Origin of the sequence: Pseudomonas sp. WPR_5_2 (assembly GCF_003634475.1) — a bacterium.
GTDB lineage: Bacteria > Pseudomonadota > Gammaproteobacteria > Pseudomonadales > Pseudomonadaceae > Aquipseudomonas > Aquipseudomonas izuensis.
Genome location: NZ_RBLA01000007.1, coordinates 336,415 through 358,065 on the forward strand (window position 1 = coordinate 336,415; position 21,651 = coordinate 358,065).

Genomic DNA, 21,651 nt, shown 5'->3' on the forward strand with positions numbered 1-21,651 from the left:
CTCAAAGCACACCCCTTCCCGAGGCTGTCCCGAAGATGTTGATCCTGCGCGGCGCTCCTGCCCTTTCTGCCTTTCGCCACAGCAAGCTCCTTGAGCAACTGAGCCAAAAGGTTCCGGCTGTCAGTGGCCTGTATGCTGAATTCGCTCACTTCGCCGAAGTTACCGGCGTCCTGACCGGCGACGAACAGCAGGTGCTTGCGCGCCTTCTGAAATACGGTCCAAGCGTTCCGGTACAGGAACCGACCGGTCGTCTGTTCCTGGTGTTGCCGCGTTTCGGCACCATCTCGCCATGGTCGAGCAAGGCCAGTGACATCGCCCGCAACTGTGGCCTGGCGAAAATCCAGCGCCTGGAACGCGGCATTGCGTTCTACGTGGCCGGCCAGTTCAGTGACGCTGAAGCTCAGCTGATCGCTGACGGTTTGCACGACCGCATGACCCAGATCGTCCTGGGCAACCTGGAGCAGGCTGCCGGCCTGTTCAGCCACGCCGAACCCAAGCCCCTGACCGCCATCGACGTGTTGGGTGGCGGCCGCGCCGCGCTGGAAAAAGCCAACACCGAGCTGGGCCTGGCCCTGGCTGAAGACGAGATCGACTACCTGGTCAACGCCTTCGTCGGCTTGAAGCGCAACCCGCACGACATCGAACTGATGATGTTCGCCCAGGCGAACTCCGAGCACTGCCGTCACAAGATCTTCAACGCCAGTTGGGACATCGACGGCCAGAGCCAGGAAAAAAGCCTGTTCGGCATGATCAAGAACACCTATCAGATGCACAACGAAGGTGTCCTGTCGGCGTACAAGGACAACGCTTCGGTGATCGTCGGCTCCGTGGCCGGACGCTTCTTCCCGGACCCTGAAACCCGCCAGTACGGCGCGGTGCAGGAGCCGGTGCACATCCTGATGAAGGTTGAAACCCACAACCACCCGACCGCGATTGCCCCGTTCCCGGGCGCGTCCACCGGTTCCGGTGGCGAAATCCGCGACGAAGGCGCGACCGGTCGTGGTGCCAAGCCAAAAGCGGGCCTGACCGGTTTCACCGTGTCCAACCTGCAGATCCCGGGCTTCGAACAGCCGTGGGAAGTGCCGTACGGCAAACCCGAGCGCATCGTCACTGCGCTGGACATCATGATCGAAGGCCCATTGGGCGGCGCGGCGTTCAACAACGAGTTCGGCCGTCCGGCGCTGACCGGTTACTTCCGTACCTTCGAACAATCGATCTCCACCCCTCATGGTGATGAAGTTCGCGGTTACCACAAGCCGATCATGTTGGCCGGCGGCATGGGCAACATCCGTGAAGAACACGTCAAGAAAGGCGAGATCGTCGTCGGCTCCAAGCTGATTGTGCTCGGCGGTCCGGCGATGCTGATCGGCCTGGGTGGCGGTGCAGCCTCCTCCATGGCCACCGGCACCAGCTCGGCAGACCTGGACTTCGCATCGGTACAGCGCGAAAACCCGGAAATGGAACGTCGCTGCCAGGAAGTCATCGACCGTTGCTGGCAACTGGGTGACAAGAACCCGATCAGCTTCATCCACGACGTGGGTGCGGGCGGTCTGTCCAACGCCTTCCCGGAACTGGTCAACGACGGCGACCGCGGTGGCCGTTTCGAACTGCGCAACATTCCAAACGACGAGCCGGGCATGGCCCCGCACGAAATCTGGTCCAACGAATCCCAGGAACGTTACGTTCTGGCGGTCGGTCCGGCTGACTTCGAGCGCTTCAAGGCGATCTGCGAACGCGAGCGTTGCCCGTTCGCCGTGGTCGGCGAAGCCACTGCCGAGCCGCAATTGACTGTCACCGACAGCCACTTCGGCAACAGCCCGGTGGACATGCCGCTGGAAGTGCTGCTGGGTAAAGCGCCGCGCATGCACCGTTCGGTGGTGCGTGAAGCCGAACTGGGTGATGACTTCGATCCGTCGACCCTGAACATCGCCGACTGCGTCGAGCGCGTTCTGCATCACCCGGCCGTGGCCAGCAAAAGCTTCCTGATCACCATCGGCGACCGCACCATCACCGGCCTCGTGGCCCGTGACCAGATGGTCGGCCCGTGGCAGGTGCCGGTGGCCGACGTTGCCGTCACCGCCACCAGCTTCGACGTCTACACCGGTGAAGCCATGGCCATGGGCGAGCGCACTCCGCTGGCGCTGCTGGACGCTCCGGCGTCGGGCCGCATGGCCATCGGCGAAACCCTGACCAACATCGCGGCTTCGCGCATCGGCAAGATTTCCGACATCAAACTGTCGGCGAACTGGATGTCCGCCGCCGGTCACCCGGGTGAAGACGCGCGTCTGTACGACACTGTGAAAGCGGTCGGCATGGAACTGTGCCCTGAGCTGGGCATCACCATTCCGGTGGGCAAGGACTCGATGTCCATGGCCACCCGCTGGAGCGACGAAGGCGTGGACAAGTCCGTCACCTCGCCGATGTCGCTGATCGTGACCGGTTTCGCGCCAGTGACTGACATCCGTCAGACCCTGACCCCGCAACTGCGCATGGACAAGGGCACCACCGACCTGATTCTGATTGACCTGGGCCGTGGTCAGAACCGCATGGGCGCCTCGATCCTGGCCCAGGTTCACGGCAAGCTCGGCAAGCAGGCTCCGGACGTCGATGACGCCGAAGACCTGAAAGCCTTCTTCGCTGTGATCCAGGGCCTCAACGCCGATGGTCATCTGCTGGCTTACCACGACCGTTCCGACGGTGGTCTGCTGACCAGCGTGGTGGAAATGGCCTTCGCCGGTCACTGCGGCCTGAGCCTGAACCTCGACGGTCTGGCCGAAACCTCTGCCGACATCGCCGCGATCCTGTTCAACGAGGAACTGGGCGCCGTGATCCAGGTTCGCCAGGACTCCACCGCAGATATCCTCGCGCAGTTCAGCGCCGCAGGCTTGGGCGAGTGCGTGTCGGTGGTCGGTCAGCCAATCAACAACGGCGAGATCAGCATCACCTTCAACGGCGACACCGTGTTCGAAGGCCAGCGTCGCCTGCTGCAACGCCAGTGGGCCGAGACCAGCTACCAGATCCAGCGTCTGCGCGACAACGCCGACTGCGCCGATCAGGAATTCGACGTGCTGCTGGAAGAAGACAACCCGGGTCTGAGCGTCAAGCTCAGCTACGACGTCAACCAGGACGTCGCCGCGCCTTACATCAAGAAAGGCATTCGTCCACAGGTTGCCGTACTGCGTGAGCAGGGCGTCAACGGTCAGGTGGAAATGGCGGCGGCGTTCGACCGCGCCGGTTTCAACGCGATCGACGTGCACATGAGCGACATTCTGGCCGGCCGTGTCGATCTGAACGAGTTCAAGGGTCTGGTTGCCTGTGGTGGTTTCTCCTACGGCGACGTGCTGGGTGCCGGTGAAGGCTGGGCCAAGTCGGCGCTGTTCAACAGCCGCGCCCGCGATGCGTTCCAGGGCTTCTTCGAACGCAACGACAGCTTCGCCCTCGGCGTGTGCAACGGTTGCCAGATGATGTCCAACCTGCATGAGCTGATCCCGGGCAGCGAGCTCTGGCCGCACTTCGTGCGTAACCGTTCCGAGCAGTTCGAAGCCCGTGTGGCCATGGTGCAGATCCAGGAGTCGAACTCGATCTTCCTGCAAGGCATGGCCGGTTCGCGTATGCCGATCGCCATTGCCCACGGTGAAGGTCATGCGGAATTCGCCAGCGAAGAAGCGTTGCTGGAAGCCGATCTGTCCGGTTGCGTGGCGATGCGTTTCGTCGACAACCACGGCAAGGTCACCGAAAGCTACCCGGCCAACCCGAACGGCTCGCCGCGCGGGATCACCGGTTTGACCAGCCGCGACGGTCGCGTGACCATCATGATGCCGCACCCGGAACGTGTGTTCCGCGCCGTGCAGAACTCGTGGCGTTCGGATGACTGGAACGAAGATGCGCCGCTGATGCGCATGTTCCGTAATGCTCGCGTGTGGGTGAACTAAGAGCCGTGTACAAGCTCAGTTTTTTCGTTCCCGACAGTCATGTCGAGCTGGTCAAAAGTGCCGTATTCGCCGCCGGTGGCGGACGGATCGGTGCTTACGACCACTGTGCATGGCAAGTGCTGGGGCTTGGCCAGTTTCGACCATTGGACGGCAGTCAGCCGTTCATTGGCGAGGCGGGGCAGGTCGAGCAGGTCGAGGAGTGGAAGGTTGAGCTGGTGGTGGCCGATGAGTTGATTCGCTCGGTAGTGGCGGCTCTGAAACAGAGCCATCCCTACGAGACGCCGGCTTATGAGGTGTGGCGCTTGGAGGATTTCTGATCCTTCTGCTGCTGAAATGAAAAACCCGCTGAAGTGATTTCAGCGGGTTTTTTAATGCCCAGGATTTTGCGTTGATGATCAGGGTCTCATCGCTGGCAAGCCAGCTCCTACAGTGTTTTATGCCGTACACAAATGCTGTGTACATCCGAGAACCCTGTGGGAGCTGGCTTGCCAGCGAAGGCTGCGATCTTTTGATTTATTTTTTCGAGGGCGACGGAAGGTCGTCGTTACGGGCGAATCTCGATCATCGTGCCGTCCGGCACCAGGTTCCAGAGTTCGCGCATGTCCATGTTGCGCATGGCGACGCAACCGTCGGTCCAGTCCAGGGTGTGGAACAGGTCCTCAGGATTGTCTTCGGTGTCTGGTGTGCCATGGATCATGATCATGCCGCCAGGGTCGACACCTTCGCGACGGGCGCGGGCGGAGTCGCTGATGTTCGGGTAAGAGATGTGCATCGCCAGGTTGAAGCGGTCACTGGTCTTGCGCCAGTCGATCCAATAGAAACCTTCCGGCGTGCGTTTATCGCCCTCCATCAGTTTCGGCCCTTTGGGGCGTTTGCCCAGGGAAATGCGATAGGTCTTGAGCGGCTTGCCGTCATTGATCAATTGCAATTGGTGGGCAGACTTGAGAACCAGGATTTTCTCGATGACCTTGCCGTCCAGCGGCTCCACGGCAGAAGCCTGGGACACAGCGACGAAGGACAGGCAAAACAGGGCAAGCAACCAGCGCATTGAAACGATTCCCCAGGAGGTGTCGCGACTATTTATTTATAGATGTTTTTTAGTTGGCAGGCTGAGCAAGCGGCGGGATCGATTCGGACCTTACGGGGTAGACCTCGGCCCGCCGGTCAGCGAAGAAACATTCTAAGGTACGGCCCACTGTGCGGAAAGCCAGCTCGTCCCAAGGGATGTCCGCTTCGTCGAATAATTGCACTTCGAGGCTCTCGGGACCGGCGGCAAAGTCCAGATCCGCCAGTTCGGCGCGGAAAAACACATGCACCTGGCTGATATGTGGCACATCGATCAGCGTATAGATGCTCAGGTTGCGCACCCGGGCGCAGGCTTCCTCGGCGGTTTCGCGAATGGCGGCCTGTTCGATGGTTTCGCCGTTTTCCATGAAACCGGCGGGCAGGGTCCAGTAACCCCGGCGCGGCTCGATGGCGCGCCGGCACAACAAGACCCTGGTGCCCCAGGTCGCTACGCAACCGGCGACAATATTGGGGTTCTGGTAATGGATGGCGTGACAACTGTCGCAGACAAAACGCAGGCGCGAATCGCCTTCGGGGATGCGCTGGGTCACCGGGTTGCCGCACTGACTGCAAAATTTCATGCTTGGGTTCCTGAATGCTGCGCCTATCTTGGCGTGCGACGGTGTCTGTCGGCAAGTTGTCGTTTAGCGACACGCCGCTGTCCGGGGGGTTGGGCGACCGAAGCGATTGGTGCATGATGCGGGGTAAGGCACAGATCGAGAACACTCATGCTGGACGAGCTACTGCATCGGGTAAGTAACCACACACCGCGAACGCTGGAGACAGACCGACGTTTCCCGGAGGCCGCCGTACTGGTACCCATTACCCGCAGTGACGAGCCGGAGCTGGTACTGACATTGCGTGCCAGCGGGCTCTCGACCCATGGCGGCGAAGTTGCCTTCCCCGGTGGCCGGCGTGACCCCGAAGACCCGGACCTGATTTTCACCGCCCTGCGCGAAGCCGAGGAGGAGATCGGCCTGCCGCCGGGACTGGTCGAAGTGATCGGGCCGCTGAGTCCACTGATCTCCCTGCACGGCATCAAGGTCACACCCTATGTCGGGGTGATCCCGGATTTCGTCGAATACCAGGCCAATGATGCTGAAATCGCCGCGGTGTTCAGCGTCCCTCTGGAGTTCTTCCGCAAGGACCCGCGCGAACACACCCATCGCATCGATTACCAGGGCCGCAGTTGGTACGTGCCGAGTTATCGCTATGGCGAGTACAAGATCTGGGGCCTGACGGCGATCATGGTCGTCGAGTTGATCAACTTGCTTTATGACGCCAACATCAGCCTGCACCAACCGCCGAAAAGTTTTATCAATACCTGAAGCCATCACCCGAATGGCCTGAACACGCGATGCCTTGAGGACAACACCATGAAATACCGCCTGGGCGACGCCCGTGTCGAGACCCACCCACAAAGCTGGGTCGCACCTAACGCCGTGCTGGTGGGCAAGGTCAAGCTGGAAGAGGGCGCCAACGTCTGGTTCAACGCCGTGCTGCGTGGCGACAACGAGTTGATCCTGATCGGCAAGAACAGCAACGTCCAGGACGGCACCGTGATGCACACCGACATGGGCTACCCACTGACTATCGGCACCGGCGTGACCATCGGCCACAACGCCATGCTGCATGGTTGCACCGTGGGCGACTACAGCCTGATCGGTATCAACGCGGTGATTCTCAATGGCGCGAAAATCGGCAAGAACTGCATCATCGGCGCCAATTCGCTGATCGGCGAAGGCAAGGAAATCCCCGACGGTTCGCTGGTGATGGGCTCACCGGGCAAAGTGGTGCGCGAACTGACCGAACCGCAAAAGAAGATGCTGGAAGCCAGTGCCGCCCACTATGTGCACAACTCGCAGCGTTACGCCCGCGATCTGGTCGAGCAGGACGAATGAGCACGCCAGAACGCCCCGTGTTATCGCCCTGCGTGAACATCTGTGCACTGGATGACGATGATATTTGCACCGGTTGCCAGCGCACGGTGGAAGAAATCACCCGCTGGAGCCGGATGGACAACACAGAACGCCGCAAGGTGCTGGAGTTGTGTCATGAGCGGGCCAAGTCCAGTGGGTTGGTGTGGATGATCGGGGCAAAACCGCAAAATTGAGGCTGGACCATTGTAGGAGCGAGCCTGCTCGCGATGGACTCAAGAACAGCGCGGAGAGCCAGACTCCCCGCGTTAGCGTTGACGACCATCGCGAGCAAACGCGCTCCTACAGTATCCTGTGCGGCAAAATTGACAGGTATTCCTACGCCCCATGCTCTTCCTCATCGCCTACATCAGCAGCGTCGTACTGATCAACTACGCCTTTTCCACCGCCCCGCACCTGGACATCATCTGGTCGGCCTGGGGCGGACTGGTGTTCATCTTGCGCGACATGGTGCAAACCCGCTTCGGCCACGGTGCGATGGCGGCGATGCTGGCGGCGCTGGTGTTGTCCTACGTCACGTCCGATCCGTCCATCGCGCTGGCCAGCGCCACGGCGTTCGCGGTGTCCGAGTGCATCGACTGGTTGGTGTTCAGCCTCACCAAACGTCCATTGCATGATCGCCTGTGGATAAGTTCGGCCCTGAGCATTCCCCTCGATACCTTTATCTTCTTCGGCATGATCGATGCGCTGACCCCCGGCGTGATTCTCACCGCCCTGGGCTCGAAGTTCGCCGGTGTGACCGCCGTGTGGCTGATCATGGCCTGGCGCCTGCGCAAACAGGCTGTCGTCAGCTGAAGCCAAACCCCGCGGTTCATGTAAAATGCCGCGCTTTCTCCCCATGGATCGCGCCTATCGCGCCGTATCCTCGATGATCCGCTGCTTGAGGACCTTCAGATGACCCGTATCGGAACTCCATTGTCGCCCACCGCGACCCGCGTATTGATGTGTGGCTGTGGCGAGTTGGGCAAGGAAGTGGTGATCGAGCTACAACGCCTGGGCGTTGAAGTGATTGCCGTGGATCGCTACGCCAACGCGCCAGCGATGCAGGTTGCCCACCGCAGTCACGTGATCAACATGCTCGATGGCGCGGCCCTGCGTGCGGTGATCGAAGCCGAGAAGCCGCACTTCATCGTGCCGGAAATCGAAGCCATCGCCACGGCGACCCTGGTGGAGCTGGAATCCGAAGGTTTCACTGTGATCCCGACTGCCCGCGCCGCGCAGTTGACCATGAACCGCGAAGGTATCCGTCGCCTGGCCGCCGAAGAGCTGGACCTGCCTACTTCGCCGTACCACTTCGCCGACACCTTCGAGGATTACAGCAAGGCCGTTGAAGACCTCGGGTTCCCGTGCGTGGTCAAGCCGGTCATGAGCTCCTCGGGCAAAGGCCAGAGCCTGCTGCGCAGCGTCGATGACGTGCAGAAGGCCTGGGACTACGCGCAGGAAGGCGGCCGTGCCGGCAAAGGTCGGGTAATCATCGAAGGCTTCATCGATTTCGACTACGAAATCACCCTGCTGACCGTGCGTCACGTCAGCGGCACGACGTTCCTGGCGCCGGTTGGCCACCGTCAGGAGAAGGGCGACTACCAGGAGTCCTGGCAACCGCAAGCCATGAGTCCGATTGCCCTGGCGGAATCCGAGCGCGTGGCCAAGGCCGTTACCGAAGCCTTGGGCGGTCGTGGCCTGTTTGGCGTCGAACTGTTCATCAAGGGCGATCAGGTGTGGTTCAGCGAGGTCTCGCCGCGCCCGCACGACACTGGCATGGTCACGATGATTTCCCAGGACCTGTCGCAGTTCGCCCTGCATGCACGGGCGATCCTCGGCCTGCCGATCCCGGTGGTGCGCCAATTCGGGCCTTCGGCTTCGGCGGTGATCCTGGTGGAAGGGCAGTCTACCCAGACGGCTTTCGCCAATCTCGGCGCTGCATTGAGCGAGCCGGATACCGCATTGCGTCTGTTCGGCAAGCCTGAAGTCAACGGCCAGCGCCGCATGGGTGTGGCGCTGGCGCGCGACGAGTCGATCGAAGCCGCCCGGGCCAAAGCGACCCGTGCCTCTCAGGCTGTTGTCGTCGAGCTGTAAAAACAGCTGCGGCGGGCCTATACCTTCTAGGTGTGGGCTCGCCCCGATACCAATCTGTTGCAACTGAACTGTGGGAGCGAGCCTGCTCGCGAATGCTATTTCACATTCAACCCCCATGTTGATGCGAACTCCGCTTTCGCGAGCAGGCTCGCTCCCACAGGGATTGCGCTGGATTGGCCGGCAAGCCCCTTCATCAATGCTCCAGGCCTGTACCTCATGAATTCGCAAAGCATCATCGTCCCCAAAATCTCCACATTGCCGGTGCACGAGCCCCGGGCCCGGGCGATCGTGCGTTGGCTGGTGCGCAAAAACATCGTCAAGGAAGAACTCACCACGTGCGGCCGCACGGGCAACCGCATGGCCCACGCCATCGGCGAAGGCGCGCGGGACGTGGTCCTGCACCCGGATGCCCTGCCGTTCGGCGAGCCGATCAATGGCCTGGAGATCATCACCAAGCGCTGTATCTATACGCCGGCCAAGGGGTTTCTGGGCGAGGCGGGTTGCGCCGAGTGCCGCAAGGAAATCGGTGAAGCCTTGTTTGAAAGCCTGGAAGACTGGATGCCGGCGCGCACCGACAACTTCACCTGCCCCGAATGCGGGCATGAAGATGACATCAACGGCTTCCTGTTCCTGCAGGAATGCGGCTTTTCCAACTTGGGGTTCATCTTCAATAATTGGGCCGAGGCCGGGTTCAAGCAGGCATTTCTCGACGAATTCGCCGATTGGCTGGATCAGCCGGTCAGTTGGGTCAAAGTCGAGTTGTAATACGGCTGGATGACCGCGTTATCGTTTATCGCTGGCAAGCCAGCTCCCACAGGAGCGCACCGAATCTGTGGGAGCTGGCTTGCCAGCGATGCTCTTCAAAACACCCGTCGATCACTGCGTCGATAATAGACAGAGTTTTACATTGAACCCGAAGGGGTGTCTGACTATAATGGCGCGCTTCCATTTTCCCGCTCGGGAGCCCCCGCGATGCTGCGTATCAGCCAAGAAGCTCTGACATTCGACGACATTCTCCTAGTGCCCGGTTATTCCGAGGTGCTTCCTAACGAAGTCAGTCTCAAAACCCGCCTTACCCGTGGCATCGAGCTGAACATTCCTCTGGTTTCTGCCGCCATGGACACCGTCACTGAAGCCCGTCTGGCAATCGCCATGGCTCAGGAAGGTGGCATCGGCATCATCCACAAGAACATGACCATCGAGCAGCAAGCTGCCGAAGTCCGCAAGGTCAAGAAGTTCGAAGCCGGTGTCGTAAAAGACCCGATCACCATCGAGGCTGACGCCACGGTCCGTGACCTGTTCGAACTGACCCGCCTGCACAACATTTCCGGCGTTCCGGTGCTGCACGATGGCGACCTGGTCGGCATCGTCACTTCCCGTGACGTGCGTTTCGAAAACCGTCTGGACGCCAGCGTCCGTGAAGTGATGACGCCTAAAGAGCGTCTGGTCACGGTCAAGGAAGGCGCCGACAAGAACGACGTTCGCGAGTTGCTGCACAAGCACCGCATCGAACGCGTGCTGATCGTCGACGACAAGTTCGCCCTCAAAGGCATGATGACCGTCAACGACATCGAAAAAGCCAAGGCTTACCCGCTGGCCAGCAAGGACGATCAAGGTCGTCTGCGTGTCGGCGCTGCCGTCGGTACCGGTAAAGACACCGGTGACCGCGTTGCAGCCCTGGTCAATGCCGGTGTTGACGTGGTGGTGGTCGACACCGCCCACGGTCACTCCAAAGGCGTGATCGACCGCGTTCGCTGGGTCAAGCAGAACTTCCCTGAAGTGCAGGTCATCGGCGGCAACATCGCCACCGGCGCTGCCGCCAAGGCCCTGGCCGAAGCCGGCGCTGACGCCGTCAAGGTCGGTATCGGCCCTGGCTCGATCTGCACCACCCGTATCGTCGCCGGTGTCGGCGTCCCGCAAATCAGTGCCATCGCCAACGTCGCCGCTGCCCTTGAAGGCACGGGCGTTCCGTTGATCGCCGACGGCGGCATCCGTTTCTCCGGTGACCTGTCCAAGGCCATCGTTGCCGGTGCTTCCTGCGTGATGATGGGCTCGATGTTCGCCGGTACTGAAGAAGCGCCGGGCGAGATCGAACTGTTCCAGGGGCGTTCGTACAAGGCTTATCGCGGCATGGGTTCGCTGGGTGCCATGTCCCAGGCTCAAGGTTCCTCCGACCGTTACTTCCAGGACTCTTCGGCAGGCGCCGAGAAGCTGGTTCCGGAAGGCATCGAAGGACGTGTTCCGTACAAGGGCACCCTGAGCGCGATCATCCATCAACTGATGGGCGGCCTGCGTTCTTCCATGGGCTACACCGGTAGCGCCAATATCGAAGAAATGCGCACCAAGCCTGAGTTCGTGCGGATCACCGGTGCCGGCATGGCCGAATCCCACGTTCACGACGTGCAGATCACCAAGGAAGCGCCGAACTACCGCGTAGGTTGAGCCTTCAAGCAAATCGTTAAGCAACCGGGGCTGTTCTATTCAGCCCCGAGTTGTTTCTGAATCACGCCTGTTACTGAATGACTTAGACGAGACTGAATCATGGCCCTCGATATTCACGCTCACCGCATCCTGATCCTCGACTTCGGTTCCCAGTACACCCAACTGATCGCCCGCCGCGTGCGTGAAATCGGTGTGTACTGCGAACTGCACCCGTTCGACATGGATGACGAAGCGATTCGCGAATTCGCACCGAAGGGGATCATCCTCGCCGGCGGCCCCGAGTCCGTGCACGTGGCTGACAGCCCGCGCGCGCCGCAAGCCGTCTGGGACCTGGGCGTACCGGTCTTCGGTATCTGCTACGGCATGCAGACCATGGCCGAGCAACTGGGCGGCAAGGTAGAAGGGTCCGAGCTGCGTGAGTTCGGTTACGCCCGTGTCGACGTGGTCGGCAAGAGCCGTCTGCTGGACGGCATCGAAGACCACATCGACGCCGACGGCCTGTTCGGCCTCGACGTGTGGATGAGCCACGGTGACAAGGTCACCAAAATGCCGTCTGACTTCCACATCCTGGCCAGCACCCCGAGCTGCCCGATCGCCGGCATGTTCAGCGACGAGCGCGCCTACTACGGCGTGCAGTTCCACCCGGAAGTGACCCACACCAAACAGGGCGGCCGCATCCTGTCGCGCTTCATCCTCGACATCTGCGGCTGCGAAGCGCTGTGGACCCCGTCGAAAATTGCCGAAGACGCCATCGCCCAGGTGCGTGCCCAGGTCGGCACCGACAACGTGCTGCTTGGCCTGTCCGGCGGTGTTGACTCTTCCGTGGTTGCCGCGCTGCTGCACAAGGCCATTGGTGACCAGCTGACCTGCGTCTTCGTCGACAACGGCCTGCTGCGTCTGCACGAAGGCGAGCAAGTGATGGCCATGTTCGCCGAGAACATGGGCGTCAAGGTGATCCGCGCCAATGCCGAGGACCAGTTCCTCAACAACCTGGCCGGCGAGTCCGACCCTGAGAAGAAGCGCAAGATCATCGGCCGTACCTTCATCGACGTGTTCGATGCCGAATCCTGCAAACTGGACAACATCAAGTACCTGGCCCAAGGCACCATCTACCCGGACGTGATCGAGTCGGCTGGCGCGAAAAGCGGCAAGGCCCACGTGATCAAGTCGCACCACAACGTGGGCGGCCTGCCGGAAGAAATGAACCTCAAGCTGGTTGAACCCCTGCGCGAGCTGTTCAAGGACGAAGTCCGTCGTCTGGGCCTGGAACTGGGCCTGCCGTACGACATGGTCTACCGTCACCCGTTCCCGGGTCCGGGCCTGGGCGTGCGGATCCTCGGTGAAGTGAAGAAGGAATACGCCGACCTGCTGCGTCGCGCCGACCACATCTTCATTGAAGAACTGCGCAAAGCCGACTGGTACCACAAGGTCAGCCAGGCGTTCGTGGTGTTCCAGCCGGTGAAATCGGTGGGCGTGGTCGGTGATGGCCGTCGCTACGCCTGGGTCGTGGCCCTGCGTGCCGTGGAAACCATCGACTTCATGACCGCGCGTTGGGCACACCTGCCTTACGAACTGCTGGAAACTGTCAGCGGCCGCATCATCAATGAAATCGAAGGCATCTCCCGCGTCACCTACGACGTGTCGAGCAAGCCGCCGGCGACCATTGAGTGGGAATGATCCCACGCGAGCCTTGATGGCTTGAGTGCAGGCAATATCAAAGGCCGTGTGAAACGTTGTTTCACACGGCCTTTGTGTTTCTCTGAATCCAAATGACCCTGAGGCGCCTGTTTCAGGTTTCAGGTCTAAGCGGGGATGCGGCTTTGCAAAATCATTCCCATCCGATTAAGACCTCGGGACAACTGCTCCACGCTCGAAAAAGGAACACCGCTGACCTGAGTCCATGAAGGGCGATTGATAGTGCATTGGCCACCGGCCAGAGCCTCTACGGTGGTGCGGACAATTTCACTCTGATTGTTGCGGTGAACCAGGGTGTAGACACCGTCGGACTTCTCGAACAGGTACATCCCCGGACGATAAAGCAGCTTTGCAGTCTGTTGCTCGGTTCTGCTGACCGAGGCGGCTTCCAGTTGCAGGCGCAGGTCGGCGTGAAAGATCTCGACAGTCCCCCGTGATACGTCGTTTGGGGCTGCGAGGAAGGGGCCTCTTTCTATTTCAATACCGGGATCAACTGCGACACTCTGTCCTTCTCCCGGATTGACTTCTTCAACCCGTAAGCCAATGCCACCTTCCAGTTCGCTGAGCCCCGCGAGCCCTTTGAAAGTGTTGGTGTTTTCAACCCCGGTCAACACCACCCATTTGCCTGGGGCGTTCAGTGTTCTATCCGCGAACATGATATCGCTCGTCAGGTGGTTCGCCATCATCTGCTCATCCACCGGCAACAAGGCTGATGGCCTTTTGTAGAACGCGGCACAGTCGGTTGCCTGAACACGAATACCGTTTTGCCTGGCAGTCTTGATCAACTCCAGCTCATTGAATTGACCGGCAGGATCTGTACCCAAACGGATCAGGTACTCCTGCAGGTCATCGGACATGACGCCCGTGTTGAAGTAATCGTTCAGATCCGTCTGGGCAAAATCGCTGAGCAGGCGACGCACATAAATGGTTTTAACGCCTTGTTCAGCAAAGGACGGCATGTTCTCGATCATCAAACGCATGCTGGTGATCCGGTCCAGCGTTTCACCGATGACCAGGCCGGGAGCGGAACTGAAAATACGTTCAATCAGTGTATTGAGCGTTGTTGAACTGTTTACTGTCGGGATCGGCGGGCGCGGCGGCAGGTTGGCCCAGGGAAGATTTTGGTAGAAGCGCCGGGAAGATAACTGGAGTGTATTGGCTTTCTCGGCGAAATTCAGTGCATACCGATCCGGGGCAATCAGTCCTCCTTCCGGGCCAATGTGAAACTCAACATGAGTTTCGCGTATGCCCAACGCCCATTTTTTAAGCCCTCCCCTGGCTTGCGGCGCAACCTCATAGGAGGTTGTGACCAGTCGCGGCGCCGTCGATCTCGATGTGGAGGGTTGTGGTTCGGCTTCAGGCGCAGGCAGTTCGTCCACCACCACCTCAGGCTGCTGCGACCCACCTATCGCCCCCATTTCCAGTTCAACCGGACATCCCTTGCCCAGGCATTGCCCTCCTGCCTGCAACCGTAGTTTCACCATGCGCTCCCAAGTGCCTTCGGCATTCAGGCGAACCGGCAAAGCGTGGATGAACTGATTTGGTCTGGCCGGATCGACGATCGCCCAATATCCGCCACCCTGTGAGTCGGGGAAGTAGCGCACGTAATAAGCGGTGTCATTCATCAAGATGGCGTAGGGCGGATCGGAATCGAGCCGGTAAATGCCCTGGAATTTCCCCGGTTCGGCGATCGGCGTTTCTCCCTCCAGCAGTTCATTGCATTGGTACTTTTGTGGTATTTCAGGTGACTGAATGGAGGTGGGGTCCATTTCCGGAAGAGGGGATAACCGCGGCTCTGCCTCTTCAGGGACGGTTGCCGGCTCTTGCGGTGCTTTCACCGGTTTTTCCACTGGCGACAACTCGGCCATCTCAGCCGCTTCGGCGGCTTCGACTTCTGCACCGACCTCAGCCATCGACCCCACACCCGGCAGGAATGGCAAATTGAACAGCGCATCGATACCGCTGAAAATCGCCCCGATCACGCCTTGCATGCGTTCTTCTGCAGTCCTGGCATTGACTGCCTGATCGATATTGAGCCCCATGTTGATCAGGCTGGCACCAATGACCGGCAACGCCACCGGCCAGCCCACGGCCGCCATCGGACCAAACACTTTCAGTCCCGCGCTCAGGTAACCGATCCACAATTTTTTCCGCAAATCACCATTGGAGGTCAGTGACAGGTCCGCTTCGGCGAACATCGCGGACCGGGTCGAATCCCTCAGCCAATTGAAGGCATCGCCGGTCACGTTCAGGTCTTTCTGATTGATCATGTGATGGTCGGCATGACCCCAGGTACTGACCAGGCGGTTCATCAGGTCAGTGATGTTCTCATTGATTGCCTGACGTTCGGCCAAGGGGAAATGATTCAAGAATGCGCGACGAGGAGCCTCGAAGTTCATCTGATTCAAGACCCACAAATGCATGTCCAGCGGCGTTTCGATGACCTGAAAGGCCAAGGCTTCACCGGGCACGTAAAGGATTTGCCGGCCCTTTGGGTCAAGGATGCGCAAGATGTTTGTCGCTACGTGGCCATCGATATCCAGGGAGCAAACCCGTAGGTCAGAACCCAGCGACGTTTCGCGTTGCAGCATTTTCAATGTGACCGGCCAGGTCAGTGGGCCAATGACAGCGTTTACCGCTGTCTGAAAATCGACATCGCTCAGTTTTCCATTGTCCCGAGCCTCCACGGCCTTGCTCAGAAAATTGCATTTGGCCAAGGTGCGAAACTCGCTGGAGTAGTCATCCCAAAACCCTTGCAGCTTATTGCGGTAAAGCTCGCTGAAATTGATGTTCCAGAAGTCTTTCAATACCTCGTTGCCATGTAGATGCACTTCATTGGTGGCATCGAAGTTTTTTTCATCCGGCCCTGCGGTGTAGAAGCCGCCGTACAGGTCCAACAGGTCGGCATTATCCTGATCGGTGGCGCGGAATCGGTGAATGACCAGCTGTGTCAGGGTCAGGGATTCATAGGGCTTCTCGTCGTAATGCTGCCAACCGGTAAACGACGTCCCCACGCTCTGGGCGGTCTTGAACCGGTGGAAATAAACCTGGTCGGGGTCTAGATCGACGATGCCGTGCTTTACCAGCAGATTCGTCGCGACCTCGTGGGCGGTGTCCTGCAAACTCGGGCAGGCTTTGACCACATGGGCTGCGATGACCTTGAGCGCAGCCTTGTCCTCTGCGTTGGGCAGTGGACGGATTTCGATCGTGTTCATGGGCTCTCTATCCTTGAGAAATGAAGACCGAGAATGACCCGATCACACAGCAACAGTGCACTGCATATGTAGCCCCCGACTTGATTCGATCTCGTGTAGCGAGTGGCCTGAGTGTGACCATCCGCCACGCCGCCCTTACCGTTTCTCAATCGCAGGTGTATCGTATTCGCCTTTTTCAGGCCCGGTGCCTGTCGCTGATTCGTGAGGTAGTTGAGTTCATGTCCTTTACCCGTCGCCAAATACTCGGTGGCCTGGCCGGTCTTGTTGTCGTTGGCGTGGGGGCAGGTGGCGCGTCGCGTTACTGGCTGGGCAAGAGGGCTGATGCCAATGCGGGGCACGACTATGAACTGATTGCTGCGCCGTTGGACGTCGAGTTGGTGGCCGGGCACAAAACTGAAGCCTGGGCGTTCGGCCCATCGGCGCCAGGCACCGAGTTGCGGGTGCGTCAGGGCGAGTGGCTGCGGGTACGGTTCATCAACCACCTGCCGGTGGCGACCACCATCCACTGGCACGGCATTCGCCTGCCGCTGGAAATGGATGGCGTGCCTTACGTCTCGCAATTGCCGGTGCTGCCCGGTGAGTACTTCGACTATAAATTCCGCGTGCCGGATGCCGGCAGCTTTTGGTATCACCCCCACGTGAACAGCAGCGAAGAGCTTGGTCGTGGTCTGGTGGGGCCGCTGATCGTCGAAGAACGCGAGCCGACCGGTTTCAAGTACGAAAAGACCTTGAGCCTCAAGAGCTGGCATGTTGACGACGTGGGCAATTTCGTCGAGTTCAGCATTCCCCGGGAAGCGGCCCGTGGCGGTACGGCGGGGCGCCTGGCGACGATCAATGGCGTGGCGCAAGCGGTCATCGATTTGCCGGCCGGGCAGATTACCCGGGTGCGTCTGCTCAATCTCGACAGCACGCTGACCTACCGCCTGAACATTCCTGGCGTGGAAGCGCAGATCTATGCCATTGACGGCAACCCCATCGAGCCACGGCCTTTGGGCAAGGAATACTGGCTCGGTCCCGGCATGCGCATTTGCCTGGCGATCAAGGCCCCGCCGGCCGGCGAAGAGTTGTCCCTGCGCAACGGTCCGGTACGTCTGGGCACGTTGCGCTCGGTGGCCAACAGTGACGCGCCGGGCGAGTGGCCACCCGCGCTGCCCGCCAACCCGGTGGCCGAACCGGACCTGGCCAATGCCGAAAAACTCAACTTCAATTTCGAATGGGTGGGCTCGGTGTCGGTCAACGTCGACAACGGCAAGCCGCCCAGCCTGTGGCAAATCAATGGCAAGGCCTGGGACATTACCGACAAGACCTGCGCCGACCGCCCGATTGCCAAACTCGAGAAGGGCAAGAGCTACATTTTCGAATTGAAGAACATGACTCAGTACCAGCACCCGGTTCACCTGCACGGCATGAGCTTCAAGGTCATCGCCTCGAACCGGCACAAGATCATTCCCTATTTCACCGACACTTACCTGCTGGGCAAGAACGAGCGCGCGCAAGTGGCGCTGGTGGCGGATAACCCCGGTGTGTGGATGTTCCATTGCCATGTAATTGACCACATGGAAACCGGCCTGATGGCCGCCATCGAGGTGGCATGATGCGTCAGATTCGACCCGCCGCGATCATCGACCGCAGCCGTGACCGCGACTTCATGCGCGAAGCCCTGGCCCTGGCCGCCCAAGGTGCCGCGCTCGGCGAAGTGCCGGTGGGCGCGGTGCTGGTGCAGGATGGGGAAATCATCGGCCGCGGCTTCAATTGCCCGATCAGCAGCAGCGACCCCAGCGCCCACGCCGAAATGGTCGCGATCCGCGCCGCCGCCCAGGCCGTGAGCAATTATCGTCTGCCCGGCAGCACGCTGTACGTGACGCTGGAGCCGTGCAGCATGTGCGCCGGGCTGATCGTGCACTCGCGGATTGCGCGGGTGGTGTACGGCGCGCTGGAGCCCAAGGCCGGGATCGTGCAGAGCCAGGGACAGTTTTTTACCCAGGGCTTTCTCAACCATCGGGTGTTGTACGAAGGCGGAGTACTGGCGGAAGAGTGTGGGGCGGTTCTGAGCGAGTTCTTCAAGGCGCGCCGGGCAAAACCAGCCATTTAAGAAAACAACACCAACCCCTGTGGGAGCTGGCTTGCCAGCGATGGCGTCGTCACTTCAAATATTGAAGTCGACTGATTCACCGCTATCGCTGGCAAGCCAGCTCCCACAGGGTTATTCGGTGTCAGGAGGATTGGGTTACTTACGGGCGACGATGACCGCCCGCATCGGTGCCGGCAGGCCTTCGATGGTCTTGCTGTGATCCTCGGGATCAAGGAAGTCGCTCAGCGACTGATACTTCATCCACTCCGTCCCACGCTGTTCATCGACGGTTGTCACGCTCACATCCACGCATTTCACATCCGTGAACCCGGCACGACGCAGCCACAATTCCAGCGCAGGCACCGAGGGCAGGAACCATACGTTGCGCATCTGTGCATAACGGTCCTCCGGCACCAGCACCTGATGTTTGTCGCCTTCGACCACCAGGGTTTCGAGCACCAGCTCACCGCCTTTGACCAGGCAATCCTTCAGCGCCAGCAAATGCTCGATCGGCGAGCGGCGGTGGTAGAACACGCCCATGGAAAACACGGTGTCGAAACCTTCCAGATTCGGCGGCAGGTCTTCGAAGGGGAAGGGCAAGTGCCAGGCATTCGGTTCTGACAGATAGCGCTGAACGGCCTGGAACTGGCAGAAAAACAACCAGTTCGGATCGACCCCGATCACGCTGTCCGCACCGGCGCCGAGCATGCGCCACATGTAGTAGCCGTTGCCGCAACCGACATCGAGGATGCGTTTGCCTTTGAGATCCAGGTGCGGGGCGACCCGCGACCATTTCCAGTCCGAGCGCCATTCGGTGTCGACGTGCACGCCGAACAGATCGAACGGTCCCTTGCGCCACGGCGACAGGCCCATCAACGCCGTGCGCATTTGCGCGCGGGTTGTGTCGTCGCAATCGGTGTCCAGCTTCAAGCCATTGAGCAGATCGACTTCACTGGGCTGGATCTTCGGCAGGGCATCCAGCGCGCTTTGCCAGCGCTCCAGATCGCCATGACCCTTCTCCATTTTCTTGTCGAGTTGCGCTTGCAGGGTCTTGGCCCAATCAGCCAAAGGTGTGCCGGCCAGACGGCGGGCGAGGGGGGACAAATCAATCATGGCAGGGCAATCAACGAGGCAAAGTTAAGACACTGGAACCACGGCACGACTTTCGAGAACCCGGCGGCCAGCAGGCGCTCGCGGTGTTCTTCGAGGCTATCGGGCTTCATGACGTTTTCGATGGCGCTGCGCTTCTGGGCGATTTCCAGTTCGCTGTAACCGTTGGCGCGCTTGAAGGCGATGTGCAGGTCGGTGAGCAGCGCATGTTCTTCAGGGTCGTTGAAGCGCAGTTTCTCCGACAGAATCAGCGCGCCACCGGGTAGCAGCGATTGGCGGATGCGGCTTAGCAGCGCGGTACGCTGGTCGGGGGCGATGAATTGCAGGGTGAAGTTCAATGCCACTACCGAGGCAGGCTGGAAGTCGAGGGCAAGGATGTCACCCTCGATCACTTCCACCGGCAGCAATTCCTGGAACATCGAATCCTGGCCGTTGAGGTATTCGCGGCAGCGTTCGACCATGGCCGCTGAGTTATCCACAGCGATGACTCGGCAACCATCGGTGCGCACGTGCCGGCGCAGGGCCTGGGTCACGGCACCCAAGGATGAGCCGAGGTCATAGAGCACACTGTTGGGCTGGGCGAACTGCGCGGCGAGCACGCCGAGGTTTTCCACGATGGTCGGATAGCCCGGCACCGAGCGCTTGATCATGTCCGGGAACACCCGCACCACATCCTCGTTAAAGGCGAAGTCAGGCACCTGGGCCAAAGGCTGGGCGAAAAGGCGATCGGATTCTTTGCTCACGGCGGTTCCGGCGGTATCGGGGGAAAAGGCCGGCATTTTAGCCAAGTTGGCGCGGGGATGCGCGGATTGTCTGATAAAGCGGTGGGCAGGCCCCGGATTTTTCGTCGCCTGTGATATTGCTTTCGCGAGCAGGCTCGCTCCCACAGGTACAGTGCAATCCCTGTGGGAGCGAGCCTGCTCGCGAAGAATTCAGCGCGGTTTGGTGCCGAACGCCGAAGCGGTGATACCCCATTGCCCCAGCCAGTAGCTGAGGATGATCACATAAGGCGCGGCATCGAACGGCACCACAAAACGGCTGATACCAATCACGCTGTCCGAAAACACGAATGCCACCGCGCCTGCCGCCGCCAATAGCGCCGAGCGCTTGGGTACATCGGTGCCCAGCCGGGCCAACGCTCGCCAGAGCATGGCGCTGATGGCCAATCCATAGACGATAACCGGAATGAGCAACGGTCCCAGTCCGTGGGCGATCAAGATCCCCAGCAACACTGCACCCACACCCAAGGCGATGATCAGTGGCAACAGCGCCAACCGCCGGCAATCGCTCAAGTAAGCTTTCAGATAGGCCAGATGCGCGACCAGAAACGCCCCCAAGCCAAACACGAACAAATCTTCCGGCCACGCCAGCAATACATCGCCGAGCAGGGAGAAAATCAGGCCGAGGCTGATCCAGCGCCGATAGTCGCTGGGTGGCGCGTCGTGCAGCCAGCCGAGCAAGGCCAGTACCGGCAACGGTTTCACCAACAGGCAAAGCAGTGCGGCATGCACGCTCAGGCCGTAGAGAAACGTCACCGCGCCCATCAGCGCCAGAATCAGCCAGCCCACGGTCAGTTAACCGAGATCGCGCAGTCGAAGGACTCCACCGGCAAAACCTCCGGGGCCCAAGGCTGTTGCGAGGTCAGGCGCAAGCGCCCGGTACCGGGGGCGAACGCCTGGAAACGCCAGGTCGAGATTCCGGCGGCACCGACTACGCCTGCGTCTTCGGGGTTGCTGTAGACCTCGGGGCTCAGAGCCCGCAACACGCCACCGGCCGAATCCTGAATGGCCCAGCGGTAGCCCGTGGTCGGGTTGCTTGGCAAGGTCAGGATCAGGTTTTGCCCATTGGTGAGTTTCACCGGGCATTCGCTTTGTTTTTCCACGGTCACGTTCTGTTTCGGTTGCGTGGCGCAAGCGGCCAGCAGCGCGAGGGCGAGGGGGACAAACAGGCGGGTGGGGGACATAAGGTCAGTGGCTCCGGCGTTCACGACGAACGGCGAGCATAACCGAGATAAGACAAATTGTGACAGTTGCCGGAAGTGGGCGTTGTGAGTGCCGACGCCTTCGCGAGCAGGCTCGCTCCCACAGGGATTTGCAGTGAACACACAT

General features: G+C 60.3%; 19 protein-coding genes. 12 read left to right on the forward strand and 7 right to left on the reverse strand.

Going from position 1 to position 21,651, the window contains the following annotated elements:
* Window positions 1-35: 35 nt before the first annotated feature.
* The gene (gene purL / locus BJ917_RS25345) at window positions 36-3,932 is read left to right on the forward strand and encodes a phosphoribosylformylglycinamidine synthase (RefSeq protein ID WP_096513290.1); all 3,897 of its coding nucleotides are present in this window, start codon (window positions 36-38) and stop codon (window positions 3,930-3,932) included.
* 5 nt (window positions 3,933-3,937) lie between these two features.
* Window positions 3,938-4,249 carry a YqfO family protein gene (locus BJ917_RS25350; RefSeq protein ID WP_096513289.1) on the forward strand — a complete coding sequence of 104 codons (312 nt, stop codon included), beginning with the start codon at window positions 3,938-3,940 and terminating at the stop codon, window positions 4,247-4,249.
* 227 nt (window positions 4,250-4,476) lie between these two features.
* Here the strand turns inward: BJ917_RS25350 and BJ917_RS25355 are convergent, their stop codons facing one another.
* Both BJ917_RS25355 and BJ917_RS25360 read right to left on the reverse strand, forming a co-directional pair.
* A complete protein-coding gene (locus tag BJ917_RS25355) occupies window positions 4,477-4,980 on the reverse strand; it encodes a murein L,D-transpeptidase family protein (protein WP_096513288.1) in 504 nt (167 codons plus the stop codon).
* Between the two features lie 49 nt (window positions 4,981-5,029).
* Window positions 5,030-5,578: an NUDIX hydrolase gene (locus BJ917_RS25360; protein ID WP_096513287.1), complete on the reverse strand. Its 549-nt coding sequence runs from the start codon at window positions 5,576-5,578 to the stop codon at window positions 5,030-5,032.
* A 147-nt stretch (window positions 5,579-5,725) separates the two neighbouring features.
* Here BJ917_RS25360 and BJ917_RS25365 point away from each other — a divergent pair, with 147 nt between their 5' ends.
* From BJ917_RS25365 to guaA, 8 genes are all read left to right on the forward strand, one after another.
* A complete protein-coding gene (locus BJ917_RS25365; RefSeq protein ID WP_096513286.1) occupies window positions 5,726-6,325 on the forward strand; it encodes a CoA pyrophosphatase in 600 nt (199 codons plus the stop codon).
* Window positions 6,326-6,373: 48 nt separating this feature from the next.
* Window positions 6,374-6,898 (forward strand): gamma carbonic anhydrase family protein, encoded by a 525-nt coding sequence (locus BJ917_RS25370; protein ID WP_090188034.1) that lies wholly within the window; start codon window positions 6,374-6,376, stop codon window positions 6,896-6,898.
* On the forward strand, window positions 6,895-7,110 hold the full coding sequence (locus BJ917_RS25375) for a DUF1289 domain-containing protein (protein ID WP_096513285.1): 216 nt from the start codon (window positions 6,895-6,897) through the stop codon (window positions 7,108-7,110). Before BJ917_RS25370 ends, BJ917_RS25375 begins: the two co-directional genes overlap by 4 nt.
* A gap of 151 nt (window positions 7,111-7,261) precedes the next feature.
* Complete coding sequence (locus tag BJ917_RS25380; protein WP_121105119.1) at window positions 7,262-7,729, forward strand: VUT family protein; 468 nt, start codon at window positions 7,262-7,264, stop codon at window positions 7,727-7,729.
* Window positions 7,730-7,828: 99 nt separating this feature from the next.
* On the forward strand, window positions 7,829-9,010 hold the full coding sequence (gene purT / locus BJ917_RS25385; RefSeq protein WP_121105121.1) for a formate-dependent phosphoribosylglycinamide formyltransferase: 1,182 nt from the start codon (window positions 7,829-7,831) through the stop codon (window positions 9,008-9,010).
* 216 nt (window positions 9,011-9,226) lie between these two features.
* Window positions 9,227-9,775 (forward strand): sugar ABC transporter ATPase, encoded by a 549-nt coding sequence (locus BJ917_RS25390; protein WP_096513282.1) that lies wholly within the window; start codon window positions 9,227-9,229, stop codon window positions 9,773-9,775.
* 207 nt (window positions 9,776-9,982) lie between these two features.
* Window positions 9,983-11,452: an IMP dehydrogenase gene (guaB, locus tag BJ917_RS25395; RefSeq protein WP_077047833.1), complete on the forward strand. Its 1,470-nt coding sequence runs from the start codon at window positions 9,983-9,985 to the stop codon at window positions 11,450-11,452.
* Between the two features lie 99 nt (window positions 11,453-11,551).
* Window positions 11,552-13,129 (forward strand): glutamine-hydrolyzing GMP synthase, encoded by a 1,578-nt coding sequence (guaA, locus tag BJ917_RS25400; RefSeq protein ID WP_096513281.1) that lies wholly within the window; start codon window positions 11,552-11,554, stop codon window positions 13,127-13,129.
* A gap of 125 nt (window positions 13,130-13,254) precedes the next feature.
* On the opposite strand, the gene BJ917_RS25405 is transcribed toward guaA, so the two are convergent.
* Window positions 13,255-16,362, reverse strand: a complete 3,108-nt coding sequence (locus BJ917_RS25405; protein ID WP_121105123.1) for a membrane-targeted effector domain-containing toxin — start codon at window positions 16,360-16,362, stop codon at window positions 13,255-13,257.
* Between the two features lie 218 nt (window positions 16,363-16,580).
* Between BJ917_RS25405 and BJ917_RS25410 the strand changes: the two genes are divergently transcribed.
* On the forward strand, window positions 16,581-17,957 hold the full coding sequence (locus tag BJ917_RS25410; protein WP_121105139.1) for a multicopper oxidase family protein: 1,377 nt from the start codon (window positions 16,581-16,583) through the stop codon (window positions 17,955-17,957).
* On the forward strand, window positions 17,957-18,454 hold the full coding sequence (gene tadA, locus BJ917_RS25415) for a tRNA adenosine(34) deaminase TadA (RefSeq protein WP_096515558.1): 498 nt from the start codon (window positions 17,957-17,959) through the stop codon (window positions 18,452-18,454). The genes BJ917_RS25410 and tadA overlap by 1 nt, the downstream gene beginning before the upstream one ends.
* A gap of 135 nt (window positions 18,455-18,589) precedes the next feature.
* On the opposite strand, the gene cmoB is transcribed toward tadA, so the two are convergent.
* The 4 genes from cmoB to BJ917_RS25435 all read right to left on the reverse strand — a co-directional run bounded on the left by cmoB (window position 18,590) and on the right by BJ917_RS25435 (window position 21,506).
* Window positions 18,590-19,546, reverse strand: a complete 957-nt coding sequence (cmoB, locus tag BJ917_RS25420; protein ID WP_096513278.1) for a tRNA 5-methoxyuridine(34)/uridine 5-oxyacetic acid(34) synthase CmoB — start codon at window positions 19,544-19,546, stop codon at window positions 18,590-18,592.
* Window positions 19,543-20,322 (reverse strand): carboxy-S-adenosyl-L-methionine synthase CmoA, encoded by a 780-nt coding sequence (gene cmoA, locus BJ917_RS25425; RefSeq protein WP_172901630.1) that lies wholly within the window; start codon window positions 20,320-20,322, stop codon window positions 19,543-19,545. The genes cmoB and cmoA overlap by 4 nt, the downstream gene beginning before the upstream one ends.
* Window positions 20,323-20,475: 153 nt before the next feature.
* Window positions 20,476-21,111: a lysoplasmalogenase gene (locus tag BJ917_RS25430; protein WP_121105125.1), complete on the reverse strand. Its 636-nt coding sequence runs from the start codon at window positions 21,109-21,111 to the stop codon at window positions 20,476-20,478.
* A 2-nt stretch (window positions 21,112-21,113) separates the two neighbouring features.
* A complete protein-coding gene (locus BJ917_RS25435; protein ID WP_096513275.1) occupies window positions 21,114-21,506 on the reverse strand; it encodes a protease inhibitor I42 family protein in 393 nt (130 codons plus the stop codon).
* Window positions 21,507-21,651: the final 145 nt, after the last annotated feature.